Annotated in this window: 15 protein-coding genes; 8 read left to right on the top strand and 7 right to left on the bottom strand. The window is 64.9% G+C overall.

Going from position 1 to position 15,985, the window contains the following annotated elements:
• Positions 1-97: 97 nt before the first annotated feature.
• Genes AZL_RS12815 through cobS form a run of 3 tightly spaced genes read right to left on the bottom strand, consistent with a single transcriptional unit; the run spans position 98 to position 2,188 of the window.
• On the bottom strand, positions 98-622 hold the full coding sequence (locus AZL_RS12815) for a pyridoxamine 5'-phosphate oxidase family protein (protein ID WP_012974970.1): 525 nt from the start codon (positions 620-622) through the stop codon (positions 98-100).
• Positions 623-674: 52 nt separating this feature from the next.
• Positions 675-1,343 (bottom strand): histidine phosphatase family protein, encoded by a 669-nt coding sequence (locus AZL_RS12810; RefSeq protein ID WP_012974969.1) that lies wholly within the window; start codon positions 1,341-1,343, stop codon positions 675-677.
• Positions 1,340-2,188 (bottom strand): adenosylcobinamide-GDP ribazoletransferase, encoded by an 849-nt coding sequence (cobS, locus tag AZL_RS12805; RefSeq protein WP_012974968.1) that lies wholly within the window; start codon positions 2,186-2,188, stop codon positions 1,340-1,342. The genes AZL_RS12810 and cobS overlap by 4 nt, the downstream gene beginning before the upstream one ends.
• A gap of 141 nt (positions 2,189-2,329) precedes the next feature.
• On the opposite strand from cobS, the gene def reads away from it, so the two are divergent.
• The 3 genes from def to truA are packed head-to-tail and all read left to right on the top strand — an operon-like array spanning position 2,330 to position 4,562.
• The gene (def, locus tag AZL_RS12800) at positions 2,330-2,842 is read left to right on the top strand and encodes a peptide deformylase (protein ID WP_012974967.1); all 513 of its coding nucleotides are present in this window, start codon (positions 2,330-2,332) and stop codon (positions 2,840-2,842) included.
• A gap of 20 nt (positions 2,843-2,862) precedes the next feature.
• Entirely contained in the window at positions 2,863-3,819 is a 957-nt protein-coding gene (fmt, locus tag AZL_RS12795; protein ID WP_012974966.1) for a methionyl-tRNA formyltransferase, read from the top strand.
• Positions 3,820-3,824: 5 nt separating this feature from the next.
• The gene (gene truA / locus AZL_RS12790) at positions 3,825-4,562 is read left to right on the top strand and encodes a tRNA pseudouridine(38-40) synthase TruA (RefSeq protein WP_012974965.1); all 738 of its coding nucleotides are present in this window, start codon (positions 3,825-3,827) and stop codon (positions 4,560-4,562) included.
• 6 nt (positions 4,563-4,568) lie between these two features.
• On the opposite strand, the gene AZL_RS12785 is transcribed toward truA, so the two are convergent.
• A complete protein-coding gene (locus AZL_RS12785; RefSeq protein WP_012974964.1) occupies positions 4,569-5,546 on the bottom strand; it encodes a hypothetical protein in 978 nt (325 codons plus the stop codon).
• Positions 5,547-5,605: 59 nt separating this feature from the next.
• The gene (locus AZL_RS12780) at positions 5,606-6,496 is read right to left on the bottom strand and encodes a LysR family transcriptional regulator (protein WP_042443104.1); all 891 of its coding nucleotides are present in this window, start codon (positions 6,494-6,496) and stop codon (positions 5,606-5,608) included.
• Between the two features lie 84 nt (positions 6,497-6,580).
• On the opposite strand from AZL_RS12780, the gene AZL_RS12775 reads away from it, so the two are divergent.
• Positions 6,581-7,186, top strand: coding sequence for a cysteine hydrolase family protein (locus tag AZL_RS12775; RefSeq protein WP_012974962.1), 606 nt, complete (start codon positions 6,581-6,583; stop codon positions 7,184-7,186).
• A 41-nt stretch (positions 7,187-7,227) separates the two neighbouring features.
• Here the strand turns inward: AZL_RS12775 and AZL_RS12770 are convergent, their stop codons facing one another.
• Positions 7,228-8,838 (bottom strand): ABC transporter substrate-binding protein, encoded by a 1,611-nt coding sequence (locus AZL_RS12770; protein WP_012974961.1) that lies wholly within the window; start codon positions 8,836-8,838, stop codon positions 7,228-7,230.
• 211 nt (positions 8,839-9,049) lie between these two features.
• Between AZL_RS12770 and AZL_RS12765 the strand changes: the two genes are divergently transcribed.
• The gene (locus AZL_RS12765) at positions 9,050-10,069 is read left to right on the top strand and encodes an aspartate-semialdehyde dehydrogenase (protein ID WP_012974960.1); all 1,020 of its coding nucleotides are present in this window, start codon (positions 9,050-9,052) and stop codon (positions 10,067-10,069) included.
• Positions 10,070-10,419: 350 nt separating this feature from the next.
• Entirely contained in the window at positions 10,420-11,220 is an 801-nt protein-coding gene (locus AZL_RS34220; RefSeq protein ID WP_012974958.1) for an FkbM family methyltransferase, read from the top strand.
• A gap of 131 nt (positions 11,221-11,351) precedes the next feature.
• On the opposite strand, the gene AZL_RS12755 is transcribed toward AZL_RS34220, so the two are convergent.
• Entirely contained in the window at positions 11,352-12,446 is a 1,095-nt protein-coding gene (locus tag AZL_RS12755; RefSeq protein WP_012974334.1) for an ISAs1-like element ISAzs12 family transposase, read from the bottom strand.
• Between the two features lie 162 nt (positions 12,447-12,608).
• Between AZL_RS12755 and AZL_RS12750 the strand changes: the two genes are divergently transcribed.
• The gene (locus AZL_RS12750) at positions 12,609-13,919 is read left to right on the top strand and encodes a branched-chain amino acid ABC transporter permease (protein WP_052293665.1); all 1,311 of its coding nucleotides are present in this window, start codon (positions 12,609-12,611) and stop codon (positions 13,917-13,919) included.
• A 513-nt stretch (positions 13,920-14,432) separates the two neighbouring features.
• Positions 14,433-15,905, top strand: a complete 1,473-nt coding sequence (locus AZL_RS12745; protein ID WP_012974956.1) for a lipase family protein — start codon at positions 14,433-14,435, stop codon at positions 15,903-15,905.
• Positions 15,906-15,985 lie beyond the last annotated feature (80 nt).

Genomic DNA, 15,985 nt, shown 5'->3' with positions numbered 1-15,985 from the left:
TCCCTTGCCGGCCTCGCGGTCGGTTGGGGAGGGCGTTTTCATGTCAGGCTGGCTTCCGCCGCCAGCCCATTGCTGACCCGCTCTTTACCGGCCCGCTCTACTGGAACGCGATCTTCGCGTTATCGCCCGGATCGGGCGACTGGCCGGTCAGCTTCGCCTTCACATAGCCATAGGCGTGGACCATGGCGCTCGACGGGCTGTCCCAATATTCGGCCTGATCGACCGACACCTTCAGCAGGGCGACCTCGGGGTCGTCCGGTCCCTGGGGAAACCAGGTGGTCATGATGTCCCGCCACAGGAAGCGGATCTTGTCGCGGTCGCGCACCACCTCGGCGATGCCGGAGACCGAGACGTAATCCTGCTTGTCGGGGTTGGCGTAGGCGAGGTTGACGCGCCAATGGCGGTCGATCTCCGCCACCTTTTCGGAATGGGCGCGGGTGAAGAACCACAAGGCGCCATCTTCGAACCCCGCATGGGACAGCGTCGCCATCGGACGGGAGTTCAGCCGGCCATTGTCGTCCAGCGTCGTCATCATCGCGACCTGGACGCCCTTCATCATCTCCCAGAGCTTCTTGACATCGCCCTTGTCGGGGCTCTGGCCGGCGGTGGTGCTGTGAGCCATGGTCTGCCTCTCGTTCGGTAGCCCAACGGAGACAGGGGAACGGCTGGCGGGGTCAGAAGGTTCCCATCCGCTGATTCACTCCCCCGACGGACCAGGAGCCCGCGGCGGCGTCGGCGGCGTCCCGGGCGGCGTGCTGGTGATGGTCGATCCGGGTCAGCGACCACGGGTCGATCCGCAGCCGCAGCGCCGCCTCCGGCGTCAGATCCAGCGCCAGCGCCAGCGCCGCCCGGATGGTTCCGGCATGGATCACCGCCACCACGTCCCGCCCGGCATGGATCTCGGTCAGCCGCAGCAGCGCCGCCGCCGCGCGCTCCATCACCAGGGCGAAGCTCTCGCCGCCCGGCGGGGCGTGGTTGGCGGGATCGCGCCAGAAGCGCGCCGCCGCCTCCGCGTCGCGCATCGCCGCCCTGTCGTGGCTGATGCCCTCCCACGCGCCGAAATCCTGTTCGGCCAATGCCGGTTCGACGACGGCGGCGCCGGCGAGGCGGGGGTTGCGGCTCCACAGCGCCTGGGCGGTCTGGCGGCTGCGGCGCAGCGGGCTGGTCAGCCACAGGGCGTCGGCCGGCAGCCCGGCCGCCAGCGCCGCCGCCGCGGCGCGGTTGCCGGTGTCGGCCTCCCGGTCGCTCGATCCGCAGATGACATTGTCCGGGTTGTGGACCGGCGCATGGCGGATCAGCCACCAGCGGGTGACGGTCAGGGGGGTGAGGCTCGGCGCGCTCATGCCGTGGTTCCCAGTAACGCGGAGAGGGTCAGAAGGACGGTGGCCTCCGCCACCTGCTGCGCGGCGCCGAAGACGTCGCCGGTGTGTCCGCCGATCTGCGTCCGGGCGAGCGCGGTCACCGCGGCCACCGCCAGCAGCGTCGCCGCCAGCGAGGGGAAGGCTAGCACCGGCAGGGCCAGCCCGCCGAGCGCCGCCGCGGCGATGGCGATGCCGAACGCCGGCGCCAGCAGCACGGTGGTCATCGCCGGCTTGCCCTGTGCCGCCGCCAGCCCGTCGCGTCGCGCCGGCGCCAGGACGCGGGCCATCGCCGCCAGCCCGCAACGCGACAGGGCGCCGGCCGCCACCAGCGCCGCCACCGCCGCCGGCACCGGCAGGGCGGCCAGGGCGGCGGCGCGGATGCCGACCGAGAAGACCAGCGCCAGCACGCCATAGCTGCCGACCCGGCTGTCGCGCATGATCTCCAGCTTGCGCGCCACGTCGCGCCCGCCGCCGAAGCCGTCGGCGACGTCGGCGGCGCCATCCTCGTGCAGCCCGCCGGTCAGCCGCACCGTCGCCGCCAGGGCGAGCAGCGCTCCCGCCAGCGGCGGCAGGTGCAGCGCGGCGGCGGCGGCGAACACCGCTCCGCCCGCCAGCCCGACCAGCGCGCCGACCAGCGGAAACCACCCCATCGCCCGCGCGGACGCGCCGTCGGCCAGCGGACCGGCCAGTGGATTGGCGAGCGGACCGATGGAAGGGACGGGCAGGCGGGTCAGGAACACCAGCGCCAGGGCGGCATCCTGGGTCCAGCGCGGGGGCGGGGGAGTGGGAGGGGGCGGTGAGGGGGCGGCATCCGGCATGATCGGCATCGACTACGCCCAACCGGCGCCGGGTGCAACCCTGCTCGGCGGGTGGTTTCGCGTCGTTCGCACAGGTCCGATTCCTTGACCGGACCCTTCGGTCCGCCTACCTTGTCCGTTTGATCTCCCCCTTACCGGCATTGAGCACCCATGGCCCGTCTTCCGATCCTCGTCGCCCCGCATCCGATCCTGAAGCGCAAGGCGCAACCCGTCGCCGAAGTGGATGCGCGCGTCGTCAAGCTGATGGACGACATGGTCGAGACCATGTACGACGCCGCCGGCATCGGTCTGGCCGCCCCCCAGGTCGGCGTGCTCGACCGCGTCATCGTCGTCGATGTCCATGAGAAGGGCGAGCCGCCGAACCCGATCCGCCTCGCCAACCCGGAAATCATCTGGTCCTCCGAAGACAAGGCGGTGTGCGAGGAGGGGTGCCTGTCGGTGCCCGAACAGTATGCCGAGGTCACGCGTCCGCAGCGCGTCCGCGTCCGCTATCTCGACGAACGGAACCAGCCGCAGGAGATCGAGGCCGAGGGCATGCTCGCCACCTGCCTCCAGCATGAGATCGACCATCTGAACGGCGTCCTGTTCGTCGATTACCTGTCGATGCTGAAGCGGAACATCCTGCTGAAGAAGGTCCAGAAGATGCAGAAGGCGACGGCCTGACCCGCCTCGATCGAATCCCGATGACCCCGCTCCGTCTCGTCTTCATGGGCACGCCGGATTTCGCCGTGCCCAGCCTTGCCGCGCTGATCCAGGCGGGGCATCAGGTCGTCCGCGTCTACAGCCAGCCGCCGCGCCCGGCCGGCCGTGGCCAGCAGGTGCGGAAATCGCCCGTCCACCGCTTCGCCGAGGAGCATGGCATCCCCGTGCGCACGCCCAAGAGCCTGCGCAACGCCGAGGCCCAGGCGGAGTTCGCCGATCTGAAGGCTGATGTCGCCGTGGTCGCCGCCTATGGCCTGATCCTGCCGCAGCCGATCCTCGAGGCGCCGCGGCTGGGCTGCGTCAACGTGCATGGCTCGCTGCTGCCGCGCTGGCGCGGGGCGGCGCCGATCCAGCGTTCCATCCTGGCCGGCGATGCCGAGACCGGGATCACCATCATGCAGATGGACATCGGGCTCGACACCGGCGCCATGCTGTCTCGGGAAGCGGTGGCGATCACCCCCGCCACCACCGCCAGCAGCCTGCATGACGAGTTGGCCGCCCTTGGCGCCCGCCTGATCGTCCCGGCGCTGGCGGGGCTCGCCGCCGGCACGCTCACCGCCGAGCCGCAGCCGGAGGAGGGCGTCACCTATGCCGCCAAGCTGACGCGCGAGGATGGCCGGCTCGACTGGACCCGGCCCGCCGCTTATGTCGAGCGGCAGGTCCGGGCGCTGACGCCCTGGCCCGGCTGCTGGTTCGATGCGGCGAACGGTGAGCGCATCAAGGTTCTGGCCGCCGAGCCGGCGACCGGCGCCGGAACCCCCGGTACATTGCTGGATGAGCGGCTGACGGTCGCCTGCGCCGACGGCGCGGTGCGGCTGATCTTGGTGCAGCGGCCGGGCAAGGCGCCGGTCGATGGGGCGGCCTTCCTGCGCGGCTTCGCGCTGGCGGTCGGGCAGCCGGTCTCCGCTCCCCTTTCGACCGAAGCGGTCGCGGACTGACCGCCGTGCAGCGCTGGAAACTGACCGTCGAGTATGACGGCCGTCCCTTCGTCGGCTGGCAGCGCCAGGACAACGGCCCCTCCGTCCAGCAGAGCCTGGAGGAGGCGGTGCGGCGCCTGTCGGGCGAGGTGGCGCGGGTCCATGGCTCCGGCCGCACCGATGCCGGGGTGCATGCGCTGGGGCAGGTCTGCCATTTCGACCTGGAAAAGCCCTTCACCGCGCTGAAGCTGCGCGACGCCCTGAATTTCCATCTGAAGCCGGCGCCGATCGCCGTGCTGGAGGTGGAGGCGGTGACCGAGGACTTCCACGCCCGCCTGACCTCGACCGGCCGCGCCTATGTCTACCGCATCGTCAACCGCCGGGCGCCGCTGGCGCTGGAATCCGGCCGGGCCTGGCATGTCACCCGCCCGCTGGATGCCGACGCGATGCACGCGGCGGCGCAGGTGCTGGTCGGCCAGCATGACTTCTCCAGCTTCCGCGCCGCGCTGTGCCAGGCCAAGTCGCCGGTGAAGACGCTCGACCGCTTGGCGGTGGAACGCCAGGGCGACGAGATCCGCGTCCATGCCGCCGCGCGCTCCTTCCTGCATCATCAGGTCCGCAACATGGTCGGCACGCTGGAGCTGGTCGGCGCCGGCAAATGGACGGCGGACGACGTGCGCCGGGCGCTGGAGGCCTGCGACCGCGCCAAGGCCGGGCCGACCTGCCCGCCGGACGGGCTCTATTTCCTGGCGGCGCGCTACTGATGCCGGTCAGTTGCTGATCCGCTCCGGCTGGTCGGGCATGGATCGGAGCGTCTTCAACAGCGCTTCCGTCGCGACGCCCTGGGCACAGAGGCCGGTGGCGGTTTCGCCGAAATCAACCAGACCGTGATAGCGCGGCGGCCGGGCCCGTTCGAGCGGGACCAGCCAGGCCTGGAGCCCGCGTGCCGTCAGCCCGTCGAAATACAGGCGCTGGGTGCGGAACAGCACATTGGTTTCCCTGGGATCGCCGATGACGAAGATGCGGCGCGCCGGGTCCTTGGGAATCAGGTCGAGCGAGCGGTAGGGGTCGAACCAGGTTTCCGGCTTGGCCGGCCGGGTCTTGACGCCATGCGCCTGGAGATAGGCTTCGTAAGCGGAGGCTCCCGACGAGATGACGGCGCATGTCAGGTCGCTGCGGCGGGCCAGGAATTCGGCCGTCAGCGTGCCTCCCGCACTGCTTCCGCCGAGCGACCATCGCCCGATGCCGTAGCGCTTCTTGAGCAGGTCGAGATGGGCGTTCATCAGCGCCGCCTCGCGCCGGGTATGGCGCATGGTCCAGAATTTGCCGGAGCTGCCATAGGCTCCCGGACGGGCCAGGAAGATGAAGGGCACGCCGAAGCGCGCCGACAGGACCCGTTCCTGTTCGATCATGGTGGCGACGCTCAACCCCTCCTGATGCCCGATCTGCTCCGGTTTGGAGCCCATGACGTCGCCATGCATCCAGGCCGCGACGATCGGGTTTGATCCAGGCCTCAGGCCGGCGGCGTAATAGCGCAGGCATTCGCCGCGACCGTCGATCTCCACCCAGCTGGCGGTCTCCCGCACCTCCAACCCGGCGCATTGCGCCCGGGTGATGGTTTTTCCTGCGGCGACCACCGCGTTGGAGAAGGCTTCGTCGTTGGGCCGGGACTGCGCCTGGGCGGGGAGTGGGGCGGGGAATGCCATCGCGATGGCGAGGCCCGCCAACCAGAGGAAGCGGAGCGACATGGCGGACAAGCCCTTTCCGATGATGGCCGGCGGAGGGTGGCGGCGGCGGTGGGGGGCCGTCAACCGCCTTCCAACCTTGCGCCTTCCAACCTTGCGCGTTCGGCGGTGAAGACCGTCACCAGATGCTCGATCACCGTCCGCACGCGCGGCACGTCGCGGCGGTCGCGGTGGACCAGCAGCCAGGCTTCGCGGGTCAGCGGCGGGCCGGTCGGCGCAAGGCGCTCCAGTCCCGGCACGCCGTCGGCAAGCATGCAGGGCAGCAGGGCGGTGCCGAATCCGGCCACCGCCGCCGCCAGTTGCCCCTGCACGCTGTTGCAGCGGAAGGCGACGCGCCGGCCGCCGCCATGACGGTCCAGCCACAGTGCCTCCGGCAATTCCGCCATCGAGTCGTCATAGGCGATCAGCGTGTCGGGCGCGCCCGGCGCGGCATAGAGCCCGTAGCCCAGCGTCGCCAGCCGCCGCCCGACCAGATCGCCGCGCTGCGGCTGGGCGAGCCGGATCGCCAGATCGGCCTCGCGCCGGGCGAGGCTGAGGGTGCGGTTGTCGACGATGATCTCGAGATCGAGCGCCGGGTTGGCCGCCCGCAACGGCCCCAGGCGCGGGATCAGGAACAGGTCGGCCAGCGCCTGGGTCATGGTCAGCCGCACCGTGCCGGTCAGCCCGGTGTCGCCGCCCTCGCGGCGGCGGATGGCCTGCGCCCGCTCGTCCATCGCCTCGGCCAGGGCACGGACGCTCTCGCCCTCCCCGGTCAGGACATAGCCGTCGGGCCGCCGTTCCATCAGGCCGCGGCCGAGCGTGGCCTCCAGCGCAGCGAGCCGGCGCCCGACCGTGGCGTGGCTGAGCCGCAGGCCGCGCGCCGCCGCCGACAGGCTGCCGGTCCGCGCCAACTCCAGGAAAACCCGCAGGTCGTCCCAGTCGAGCGGCGGGCCTGTGAATTTCTGAACAGTCATCGTGCGAGGATAGCGGATGGCTGGGCATCGGTGAACCGGGCACCATCGGGCCATCGAGGTTCAATGACCACGGAGCATTCCGCGATGACCACCCCGGCGGCCACCACCCTGCGCCAGATCGTCGGCGCGCCCAACACCCCGAGCCCGCTCGACAAGGCGGTGCTGGTGCTGATCGATCTTCAGCGTGAATATACCGATGGCGCCCTGCGGCTGTCGGGCGTCGATGCGGCGGTCGGTCGGGCGGCGGCCCTGCTGGATCTCGCCCGCGCCAACGGCGTGCCGGTGATCCACATCGTCCATCACACGGCGGCCGGAGCGCCGCTGTTCGATCCCACCGGACCGACGGCGGAGATCATTCCGGCCGTCGCCCCGCGCGCCGGTGAAGCGGTGATCGTGAAAAAGCTCGCCAACGCCTTCGCCGGCACGGGCTTGCAGGCGGTGGCCCGCGACACCGGGCGGACGGAGATGATCGTCGCCGGCTTCATGACCCACAACTGCGTCAGCAGCACCGCGCGGTCGGCGGTGGATCATGGCTGGCGGGTGACGGTCGTGGCGTCGGCCACCGCCACCCGCGATCTGCCCGACGGCAAGGGCGGGGTGGTGCCGGCGGCGGACATCCAGCGCGGTGTGCTGACCGGCCTGTCCGACAGCCTCGCCGTGGTGGTCGAGGACGCGCGGGCCTGGGCGTAACCGGGACGGGAGGGGGCGCGGTGGGCGCCCCCTCCGCATCCTTACTTCTTCTCGGCCTTCCAGTAGAAGTTGGTGTCGAAGCTCGGGCCCCAGACGAGGCCGGTGACGCTCTTGCGCTCGGCGATCATCTCCGTCTGCTGGAACATGACGACGAAGGGCGAATCGGCCAGGATCGAACGCTGCAACTCGTCATAGATCTTGGCGCGCTTGGCGGCGTCGCGCTCCTCGACGGCGGCGGCGGTCTTCCTGGTCAGCTCCGGAATGTCCCAGGCGTTGCGCCAGGCCAGCGTCTTGGACTTGGCGTTGTCGCCATTGTCCGGGTTGGAGGCGAAGGTCTCCGCGTTGGAGTGCGGATCCTGGTAGTCGGCGCCCCATTGCTGGATCATCAATTCATGGTTGCGGGCGCGGTACTTGGTCAGCACCTGCTTGCCGTCGCCGGGGATGATCTCGATCTTCACGCCGGCCTTGGCGGCGCTGGCCTGGATCGCCTGGGCCATGTCCTGGGTCGGGTTGGTGTTGCGGACATCCATGCTGACGGTGAAACCGTCGGGATAGCCGGCCTTCGCCAGCAGCTCCTTCGCCTTGGCGGGATCGTATTTGTAGGGGTTCTCGTTGACGGCGCCCAGGAAGCCCTTGGGCAGGAAGGCCTGATGGACGGCGCCGATGCCGTTCATGATCGATCCGGCCATGGCGTCGTAATCGACCAGATATTTGAACGCCTCGCGCACCTCGGGCTTGGCCAGGGCGGGGTTCTTCTGGTTCAGGCTGAGATACCACAGCGTGCCCTTCGGCGCCTGGACCAGACGGATGGTGTCGCTGGCCTTCAGCGGCTCGAACTGCTCCGGCTTCAGGTTGCGCGCGACGTCGACGTCGCCCTTCTCCAGCAGCAGGCGCTGGGTCGCCGGTTCCGCGATGTGGCGGATCAGCACGCGCTTGAGCTTCGGCGCGCCGCGCCAGTATTTCGGGTTGGCGTCGAGGGTCAGCAGCTCGCTCGCCTTCCACTGCTTCAGGATGAAGGGGCCGGAGCCGGCGGAGTTGGTCTTCAGCCAGCCGGCGCCGAAATCGCCGTCCTTCTCCTTGCTCTTCACCAGCTTGGAATCGACGATGGAGGCGACGTCGGCGGTCAGGCAATAGAGCACGAAGGTCGGCGCATAGACCTTGTCGGTGGTGAAGACCAGCGTCTGCGGATCGGTGGCGCGGACCATCTGGTCGACATTGTCCGGGGTCAGACCGAACTGGTTCAGGATGAAGGCCGGGCCCTTGTTCATCTTCACCGCGCGGGAGAAGGACCAGGCGACATCCTCGGCCGTCAGCGGGTTGCCGGAATGGAAGGCGATGCCCTTGCGCATCGTGAAGGTGAAGGTCTTGCCGTCGGGCGACACGGTCCAGCTTTCGGCGGCCTCGCCCTCGATCCTGCTGACGTCGTTGACGTCGAAATGGATCAGCCGGTCATAGACCTGGGCGCTGTATTCGGCGCCCGACAGCTCGAAGATTTCACCGGGGTCGAGGCTGACGATGTCGTCGAACTGCCAGGCCATCACCAGCGCGTCCTTCGGCGTGTCGGCGAGGGCCGGGGTCGCGAAACCGGCGAGGGCGAGGGCGGCGGCGCCAAGAACAGTCCGCGCGATAAGGCCGCGCTTGAAGCTGGTCATCCGTGATATCTCCCTGGAGGCCCCTTGGGGCGCTGTTGAGGCGCGGGAATCTTCCCGCCGCCTTCCATCGCATGTCAACCCGCCCGGTGATCTGTCATGCCCCGTCCGTTCGGCCGGACGGGTTGCAATTCGCCGGGAAAGCGCCTAGCTCCTATCGCCCCCCGGCACCATTCTTGTCTTCGCGGACATTCGGCAGAAGGAAACCACCGTCATGGGCTATACCGTCGCGGTCATCGGCGCCACCGGCAATGTCGGGCGCGAGATCCTGCAAACGCTGGCCGAGCGGAAGTTCCCGGCCGACACGGTCATCGCGCTCGCCTCCGAAAAGTCGATCGGCCAGGAGGTGTCCTATGGCGAGGATGACATCCTCAAGGTCCAGGACCTGAACAAGTTCGACTTCCACGGCGTCGACATCGTGCTGTCCTCGCCCGGCGCCAAGGTGTCGGCCGTCCATGTGCCGCGCGCCGCCGCCGCCGGGGCCGTGGTGATCGACAACACCTCGCAGTTCCGCATGGATCCCGACGTGCCGCTGGTGGTGCCGGAGGTCAATCCGGAGGCGCTGGCCGGCTATCGCAAGCGCGGCATCATCGCCAACCCCAACTGCTCCACCATCCAGATGGCGGTGGCGTTGAAGCCGCTGCACGACCGCTTCAAAATCCACCGCGTCGTGGTCTCGACCTACCAGTCGGTGTCGGGCGCCGGCAAGGAGGCGATGGACGAGCTGTTCACCCAGACCCGCGCCATCTTCGTCAATGATCCCGTCGCCAAGAGTGTCTTCCCCAAGCAGATCGCCTTCAACGTCATCCCCCACATCGACGTCTTCATGGAGGACGGCTCCACCAAGGAGGAGTGGAAGATGACGGTGGAGACCAAGAAGATCCTCGATCCCAAGATCAAGGTCGCCGCCACCTGCGTCCGCGTGCCGACCTTCATCGGCCATGCCCTGTCGATCAACATCGAGACGGAGGAGCCGATCAGCGCCGAGGAGGCCCGTGTCGTCCTGCGCGCCGCCCCCGGCCTGTCGGTGGTCGACCAGCAGACCGGCGAGGGCTATGTCACCCCGGTCGAGGTCGCCGGTGACAACCCGGTCTTCGTCAGCCGTATCCGCGACGACATCACGGTCGAGAACGGCCTGTCCTTCTGGTGCGTCGCCGACAATCTGCGCAAGGGTGCGGCGCTGAACGCGGTGCAGATCGCCGAGCTGCTGGTGCGGGATTACATGGTGGAGTGAGGGTTCAGCTTGGGGGGCTGATCGGCGCTGAACCGGATCTCCTTTGGAGAGCGGGGCGGCAGGCGATGGCGGCTTGCGATGTTGGCGTGCGGGCAGGCCGCTTGCCCGCCGATGGCATGGACCTGTCCGCCGTCAGCGAATGCCCGGCCGCGGTCTTCAGGCCATTGGGTTGCATCGATTCGGATCGCCACCGCTTCAGCGCGCCAGCCTCCGCATGCATGGTTCAGCGGTGGCGGAACAAAGGTTTGCGTCATAGGTGGCGGATTGGGCCGCCTCTCCGTGAGGCACTACCATATCCTAATGAAATCGCATAAAATTCTCTCAGACACCGTCAGTTTGGGGATTGTCTCATGAATAGCAGCACTCTTCTGGATATTATTGAGAAGCATATTGAGGGAGATGCGGAGGGCGTCCAAAAAGAGTACGAGGATTTCCTGAGTCGCAATCCCAGTGATCTGATCGCCAGAACCCTGCTTTACCTTGCCAGGGGACAAACGTCATTCGTCAGGAATTCCAAGCACGGCGCTCTCTACAATCTTATGCGTTTGGGATTCCAGCCGGCCACGGTGTTCGACGTCGGCGCCCAAACCGGCACTCCTCCGTTATTCGATGTGTTTCCTCAGGCGCATCATGTGATGTTTGAACCGGTGGCGGAATGTGAAAACGCTCTTAAGGGGCTGTGTTCACAGCTCAAGAGTGCCGAATATCATATGGTTGCGGTTGCATCAAAAAATGCCCCTGTTGAGCTTTGGGTCTCGGATGACCGAAAATACTCTGACGTCTTGGCAAGGAACCGTGTGACGGGTGGTGAATGCCGTATAGTAGAGGGTATTTCTCTTAATGAATTTTGCAAAGATTCAGGGAAAATCGGACCATATCTGGTGAAAATTGATGTTGATGGGGCTGAGATGGAGGTTCTTAAGGGGGCGACTTCTCTTATTGAAGAGTCTTCCATTTTTGTTATTGAGGCGTCGATGCTTGACGAAAATCCTCGCATGGGGAAAATTATAGATTTCTTCAGGCCCTTTGATTTTGTTGTGTATGATATCATCGATTACTTGCATAGACCTTTGGATATCGCCCTGTGGCAGGTTGATCTGATATTCGTTCATAAGAATAGCCCTTATCGACAGAAAAAAACATGGAGTTGAACAGGTGGCCATCTCTGATGGGCAGAGATATCGCACGCATTGCTCAAAGATGGCGGGCTTGATACGGATCAGGATATTGTGTGTAGGCACGGTCGGCGAAGAAGGAGGCGTGCGATCAGGGCAATCGCATATCAGATTTGGGCGAGCAGTTTTCGGAGGAAGGCGGAATTCCAGGCGGCTCGCAGCAGCTTGACGCGGGTAGACCCCTTGGAAGCATCCTTTGAGACGAGGTTGATGGCGAGGTGCCGGAGGACGGCGAGGTTTTCGGGGCCGTTGTCCTTGCGGTTACGGGCTTGATCCTCGTTCATGGTGACGTCGAGGCGCCAATGCAGGCTGTTCTCCACGCCCCAATGGGCGCGGACGACCTCACCGCAGCGTTCGGCGGAGAGCGGCGTGCTGAACAGGTAGTAGGCGGTCTCCGTCGTCGTCTTGGCCGGGGTTTCGCGGGTACGGACCACCTTGCCGATGGCCGCCAGCCCAGGCCATTGGTGAATGGCCTGGAGCCAGGTAATGTCGGTGGAGACGACGCTGGTACGGGTCTCAATGCGGCCATGATCGCCATCAACGGTGGTGTGGCTGGTGGTGGTCGTGGTCTCGGGATCGTCGAGAAACAGGCTCACGTCAGCATGGAGCGTGCCCTGATTGCCTTTGAGCGCCAAGGCGTAGTCGCCCTTCCGATCGATGATTTTCTGGGCGATGTCGCGCTGGCAGTTGAGCGCGTCGACGGTCACGATGGTCCCTTTGAGCGCCAGCATCTCCAACAACGTGGGCACGGCGGTGATTTCGTTGGACTTGGCGTCGGTGGCGATCTGAGCGAGCACCAGACGCTGCTCGCACCCCCAGGCGCTGACCATGTGCAGGGGCGACTTAGCACTCGCCGTATCGAAGGAGCGCCGCAGCGCCTTGCCGTCGATGGCGATGACGCCCTGGCAGGTCTCGGCAAAGCGGTCCATGAAGGTGCGGAAACAGGCCTGAAACTGCTTGGGATCAAGGAGACGAAACAGCCGGCTGAAGGTATCGTGCGATGGCGGACCGCCCTTTAAGGTGAGGAATTCGCCCAGAAACTCCTGACGTTCGTCAGCGAACTCCGCCATGTCGATGCAGGTTCGCCCACCGCACAGGAACGTGCAGAGAGCGATCATCAGCATTTCATGAAGGTCGTGTTGACGAGCATTGCCCCGTCGTGGATCGTCCAGCGCTCCAAAGCACGCTTTGAACCCTTCCATCTCGTTCCCCCAACGCCCAAATCGGTCCGCCGGGTAGAATCAAATCCGATAGGAATGGCAAGGCTTTTCCGTATGCGATTCCCCTGGGCGTGCGATCCTCCCGCCTTCCCACCCGTCCGAATTGACGGTAGGCTGACGCATCCCACCTGACCGGGCGGTTCCGTGCTCCGCATCCTGCCGCTGCTGTGCCTCGTCCTGCTGATGCTCACCGGGTGCGGCGTCGACGCCGACCAGGACATGCTGTGCCGGAAGCTGATCCCGGCCTTCGAGTCCGGCCCGGTCACCGACCTCTCCACCCGGACCTACGGCGAAGACAGGCATGTGCTGCGCGTCGATTACCGCAGCGCCAATCAGGGCCACTGGGTCGCCTGCCGCTTCGCCGGCACCGGCATGGAGGAGGGACGGCGGATCCTCGTCGCGGCGGCGACCGACCGCGGCGGCTGGCTGACGGACGTCCGCTTCGCCATGCTGATGCAATGGCTGCGCATCAAGCCGCCGCGGGATGCCGCCGGCGGCGTGGTCGAGGCCAAGCGGGCGCCGCCGACACGCTGGACCCCCGTTCTGTTCCTGGCCCAGCAGATCATCAACGCCGCCACCGTCGCCTGTGTCTATGGGCTGCTGGCGCTTGGCTATACCCTGGTCTACGCCATCCTCGGCCAGATCAATCTGGCGATGGGGGAACTGACGATGATCGGTGCCATGGTGACGGCGATCGCGGGGGCCGGGCTGGGGATGGCGGGTTGGGCGACATGGCCGCCGGCCCTGCTCGGCGTGCTGGTGCTGGTGATCGGTTTCACCGCGGTGCAGGGCTGGACCATGGACCGGCTGGTGTTCCGCCGCCTGCGCGGGGTGCGCGGCCACACGCCGCTGATCGTCGCTGTCGGGCTGTCGATCGCCTATCAGGAAGGGGTGCGGCTGCTGCATGGCGCCCGCGACTGGTGGCCGGCACCGGTGCTGACCCAGCGTTTCGACCTGGCCAGCGACGGCGCCTTCACCGTCACCGCGCTGACGGCGCAGCTGGCGATCCTGGCGCTGACCGGCGGGCTCTATGCGGCCTTGTGGGGGATCATGCGGCACACCGCCTTCGGCCGGGCGCACCGCGCCTGCACCGACGACATCGCGGCGGCGGAACTGGTGGGGGTGGACGTCAACCGCACGGTGGCGGCGACCTTCGCCATCGGCGGCGGGCTGGCCGCGGCGGCGGGGGCGGTGATCGCGCTCTATTACGGCGGGGTGAACTTTTTCACCGGCTACTTGATCGGCTTCAAGGCGCTGGCCGCGGCGGTGGTCGGCGGCATCGGCTCGGTGCCGGGGGCAATGCTGGGCGGCGCCCTGCTGGGGCTGGTCGAAACGTTTTGGTCGGCCTATTTCGCCCTCGCCTACAAGGACATCGTGGCATTCGGGCTGCTGACGCTGTTCCTGATCTTCCGGCCGCAAGGGTTGCTGGGGCAGGCGCGCGGCCGGGGTGATTGAACCGAAGGGTTGGCGCGATCCTTAGAATGCGCTCTATGAAAGTGGAGCTTCTGCACCATGCATCATAAAAAAACGAAGACGATGCAGTGAAGAAGCTCGCATAAATTTTTTTGCGGTAATGTCAACGACACATGTTTGTCTTGGATTTCCCCATGCCATATTTCGAAAATCGGGGAAATGCGTTATGTCTGGCAATTATTATGGGCGAAGAGGCAATTCGCGGTTTTGTCAGAGGGCAATGTTTACGGCACTCTTAAGCGGAAAATTATCGGAAAATCAGAAAAGTGGGGGAAATGTATGGAAACCATATGAATAAAATGATCATTGTGATCAAAAAATACAATTTGTAATACATGATTCGAGAGAAAAGAAGAATATAGTAGAAAATTATATCAAAAATACTATTTTAAATTATTTATTTTGAACGCAAAATAACAATTGAAGGCGCAAGTTTCAGATGCAAACGCGCCCTCCATGGAACCCATTCAAAAATGATGATAAAGGGAGATTGAGATGGCTCTTCCGCCGTTCGGCGCTGCCTATGATGCTGCTGAAGCTCTGGAAATCATGCAGATTGCAGCTGCCGTTGATAGTTTTGTTCCCCTTAATGTTCCATCAGGCGCGGTGGCTCTGCTTGACCCCACATTGCCAGCCAGCGGCGCGCCTTTCGATTCGGCCACCCAGCAGAATCTGCCGTCGCTTTTCTATGATCGCTGGCCGTCGGACTGGTGTGCGGCTGGTAGCGGTACTTGGGGTAACTGGATTGTCAATTCCTCACTTGGCAATCAGGCATTGTTTGCCGGTCTGGTGAATCAGTCTGAGATCCCGACCTATTGTGTAGCGTTTCGTGGGACGATGACTGGCCTTAACGCGGTTGAGGATTTCATCGCCCTGCCGATCACCGCGCAAGAGATACCGCCGGGGTCGATGCAAAGTCTTATTCCTGCGGATATTTGGAACAATTTGCCGGCTGATGTGCAGTCGCTTCTAAATGACTTCAGTTCAAAAAGAAGCTATGTCGACGCCTCCAATATTCAGGTGGCTCAGAACGCGCTCGTTCATCTCGGGTTCCGAATGTCTTTGGAGAGCTTGGATAATGCCCTGGAAGAAAAGGTAGTTGAATACGAGACTAAGAAAATACTCTGGAAAGAAGTGACGATTCCGGTCATCAATTCTCTTTACGGTCGTCTCTCTAAAATTTTGGGAGAGGTTGTGGCAAACAGCAATGCCGCGCATAATACGGCGACCTTAAATCCGGTGACCGGACTTCCCCAGGTCAACATTTACGTCACCGGGCATAGCCTGGGCGCGGGCATGGCGGCGCTGTATGCTGCTTGGCTGGCGACACAGCCGTTTTCCAACTGCACGATCAACGTCAAGTGCTATGCCTTTGCCCAGCCCAAGCCGGGCAACGACTATTTCTCTTACGCGACCAATATTCTCTGTCAGCAGCAAGGCGCGCTTTTCGGTGAGCAGAGCCTTGGTTTCTATGCCGTGCTGAACAGCCTGGACACGGTTCCGCAGGTTCCCGTAACCTTGCAAACCACCAGTGACTTGAACTATTGGTCTTCTATCGAGCAGATCGCAGAACTTGCGGGTGATACGGTTGGTTATCAGAAGGTTACTAACTATGTTCTATCCTTTCTGAGTGATCTGAATCTTCCTAGCAACCTGAATTATATGCATGTCGGAACGCCGGTGATCCTGAACGGAACTCCGGTCACTGCTGCAAGCCCACAGACTCCGGCAGATACCTACACTTTTCCGATGAACGGCGAATCCCAGGTTCCTTTCCCGGCGTATCTCGTCCAGCAGGGTTCGGCACCCGAAAATGCACCCGCAACCGGGACCGTTCCCCAGCCTTGGAACATAAACATTCCGACATCATCGAGCCTCTATGTGAACACCACCTATTCCTTGCTGTGGCAGCATATGCCCTGGACCTATGAACAGCTGCTCATAGAGGCGTTGCCAGTTCCGACCTGAACGGGGTTGGAGACATAAAAAACGCCGGCTGCGGGATCATCGCAGCCGGCGTTTTGCCGTATCCGGAATCCGGACCGCTT

The sequence above is a fragment of the Azospirillum sp. B510 genome (genome assembly GCF_000010725.1).
Lineage (GTDB): Bacteria > Pseudomonadota > Alphaproteobacteria > Azospirillales > Azospirillaceae > Azospirillum > Azospirillum lipoferum_B.
The sequence above is the reverse complement of the archived record's forward strand: the minus strand, read 5'-3'. Positions and strand labels throughout refer to the sequence as shown.

Coding starts and splice junctions, on each gene's coding strand:
- AZL_RS12815 (WP_012974970.1), bottom strand. CDS start 622: ATGGCTCACAGCACCACCGCCGGCCAGAGCCCCGACAAGGGCGATGTC.
- AZL_RS12810 (WP_012974969.1), bottom strand. CDS start 1,343: ATGAGCGCGCCGAGCCTCACCCCCCTGACCGTCACCCGCTGGTGGCTG.
- cobS (WP_012974968.1), bottom strand. CDS start 2,188: ATGCCGATCATGCCGGATGCCGCCCCCTCACCGCCCCCTCCCACTCCC.
- def (WP_012974967.1), top strand. CDS start 2,330: ATGGCCCGTCTTCCGATCCTCGTCGCCCCGCATCCGATCCTGAAGCGC.
- fmt (WP_012974966.1), top strand. CDS start 2,863: ATGACCCCGCTCCGTCTCGTCTTCATGGGCACGCCGGATTTCGCCGTG.
- AZL_RS12785 (WP_012974964.1), bottom strand. CDS start 5,546: ATGTCGCTCCGCTTCCTCTGGTTGGCGGGCCTCGCCATCGCGATGGCA.
- AZL_RS12780 (WP_042443104.1), bottom strand. CDS start 6,496: ATGACTGTTCAGAAATTCACAGGCCCGCCGCTCGACTGGGACGACCTG.
- AZL_RS12775 (WP_012974962.1), top strand. CDS start 6,581: ATGACCACCCCGGCGGCCACCACCCTGCGCCAGATCGTCGGCGCGCCC.
- AZL_RS12770 (WP_012974961.1), bottom strand. CDS start 8,838: ATGACCAGCTTCAAGCGCGGCCTTATCGCGCGGACTGTTCTTGGCGCC.
- AZL_RS12765 (WP_012974960.1), top strand. CDS start 9,050: ATGGGCTATACCGTCGCGGTCATCGGCGCCACCGGCAATGTCGGGCGC.
- AZL_RS34220 (WP_012974958.1), top strand. CDS start 10,420: ATGAATAGCAGCACTCTTCTGGATATTATTGAGAAGCATATTGAGGGA.
- AZL_RS12755 (WP_012974334.1), bottom strand. CDS start 12,446: ATGGAAGGGTTCAAAGCGTGCTTTGGAGCGCTGGACGATCCACGACGG.
- AZL_RS12745 (WP_012974956.1), top strand. CDS start 14,433: ATGGCTCTTCCGCCGTTCGGCGCTGCCTATGATGCTGCTGAAGCTCTG.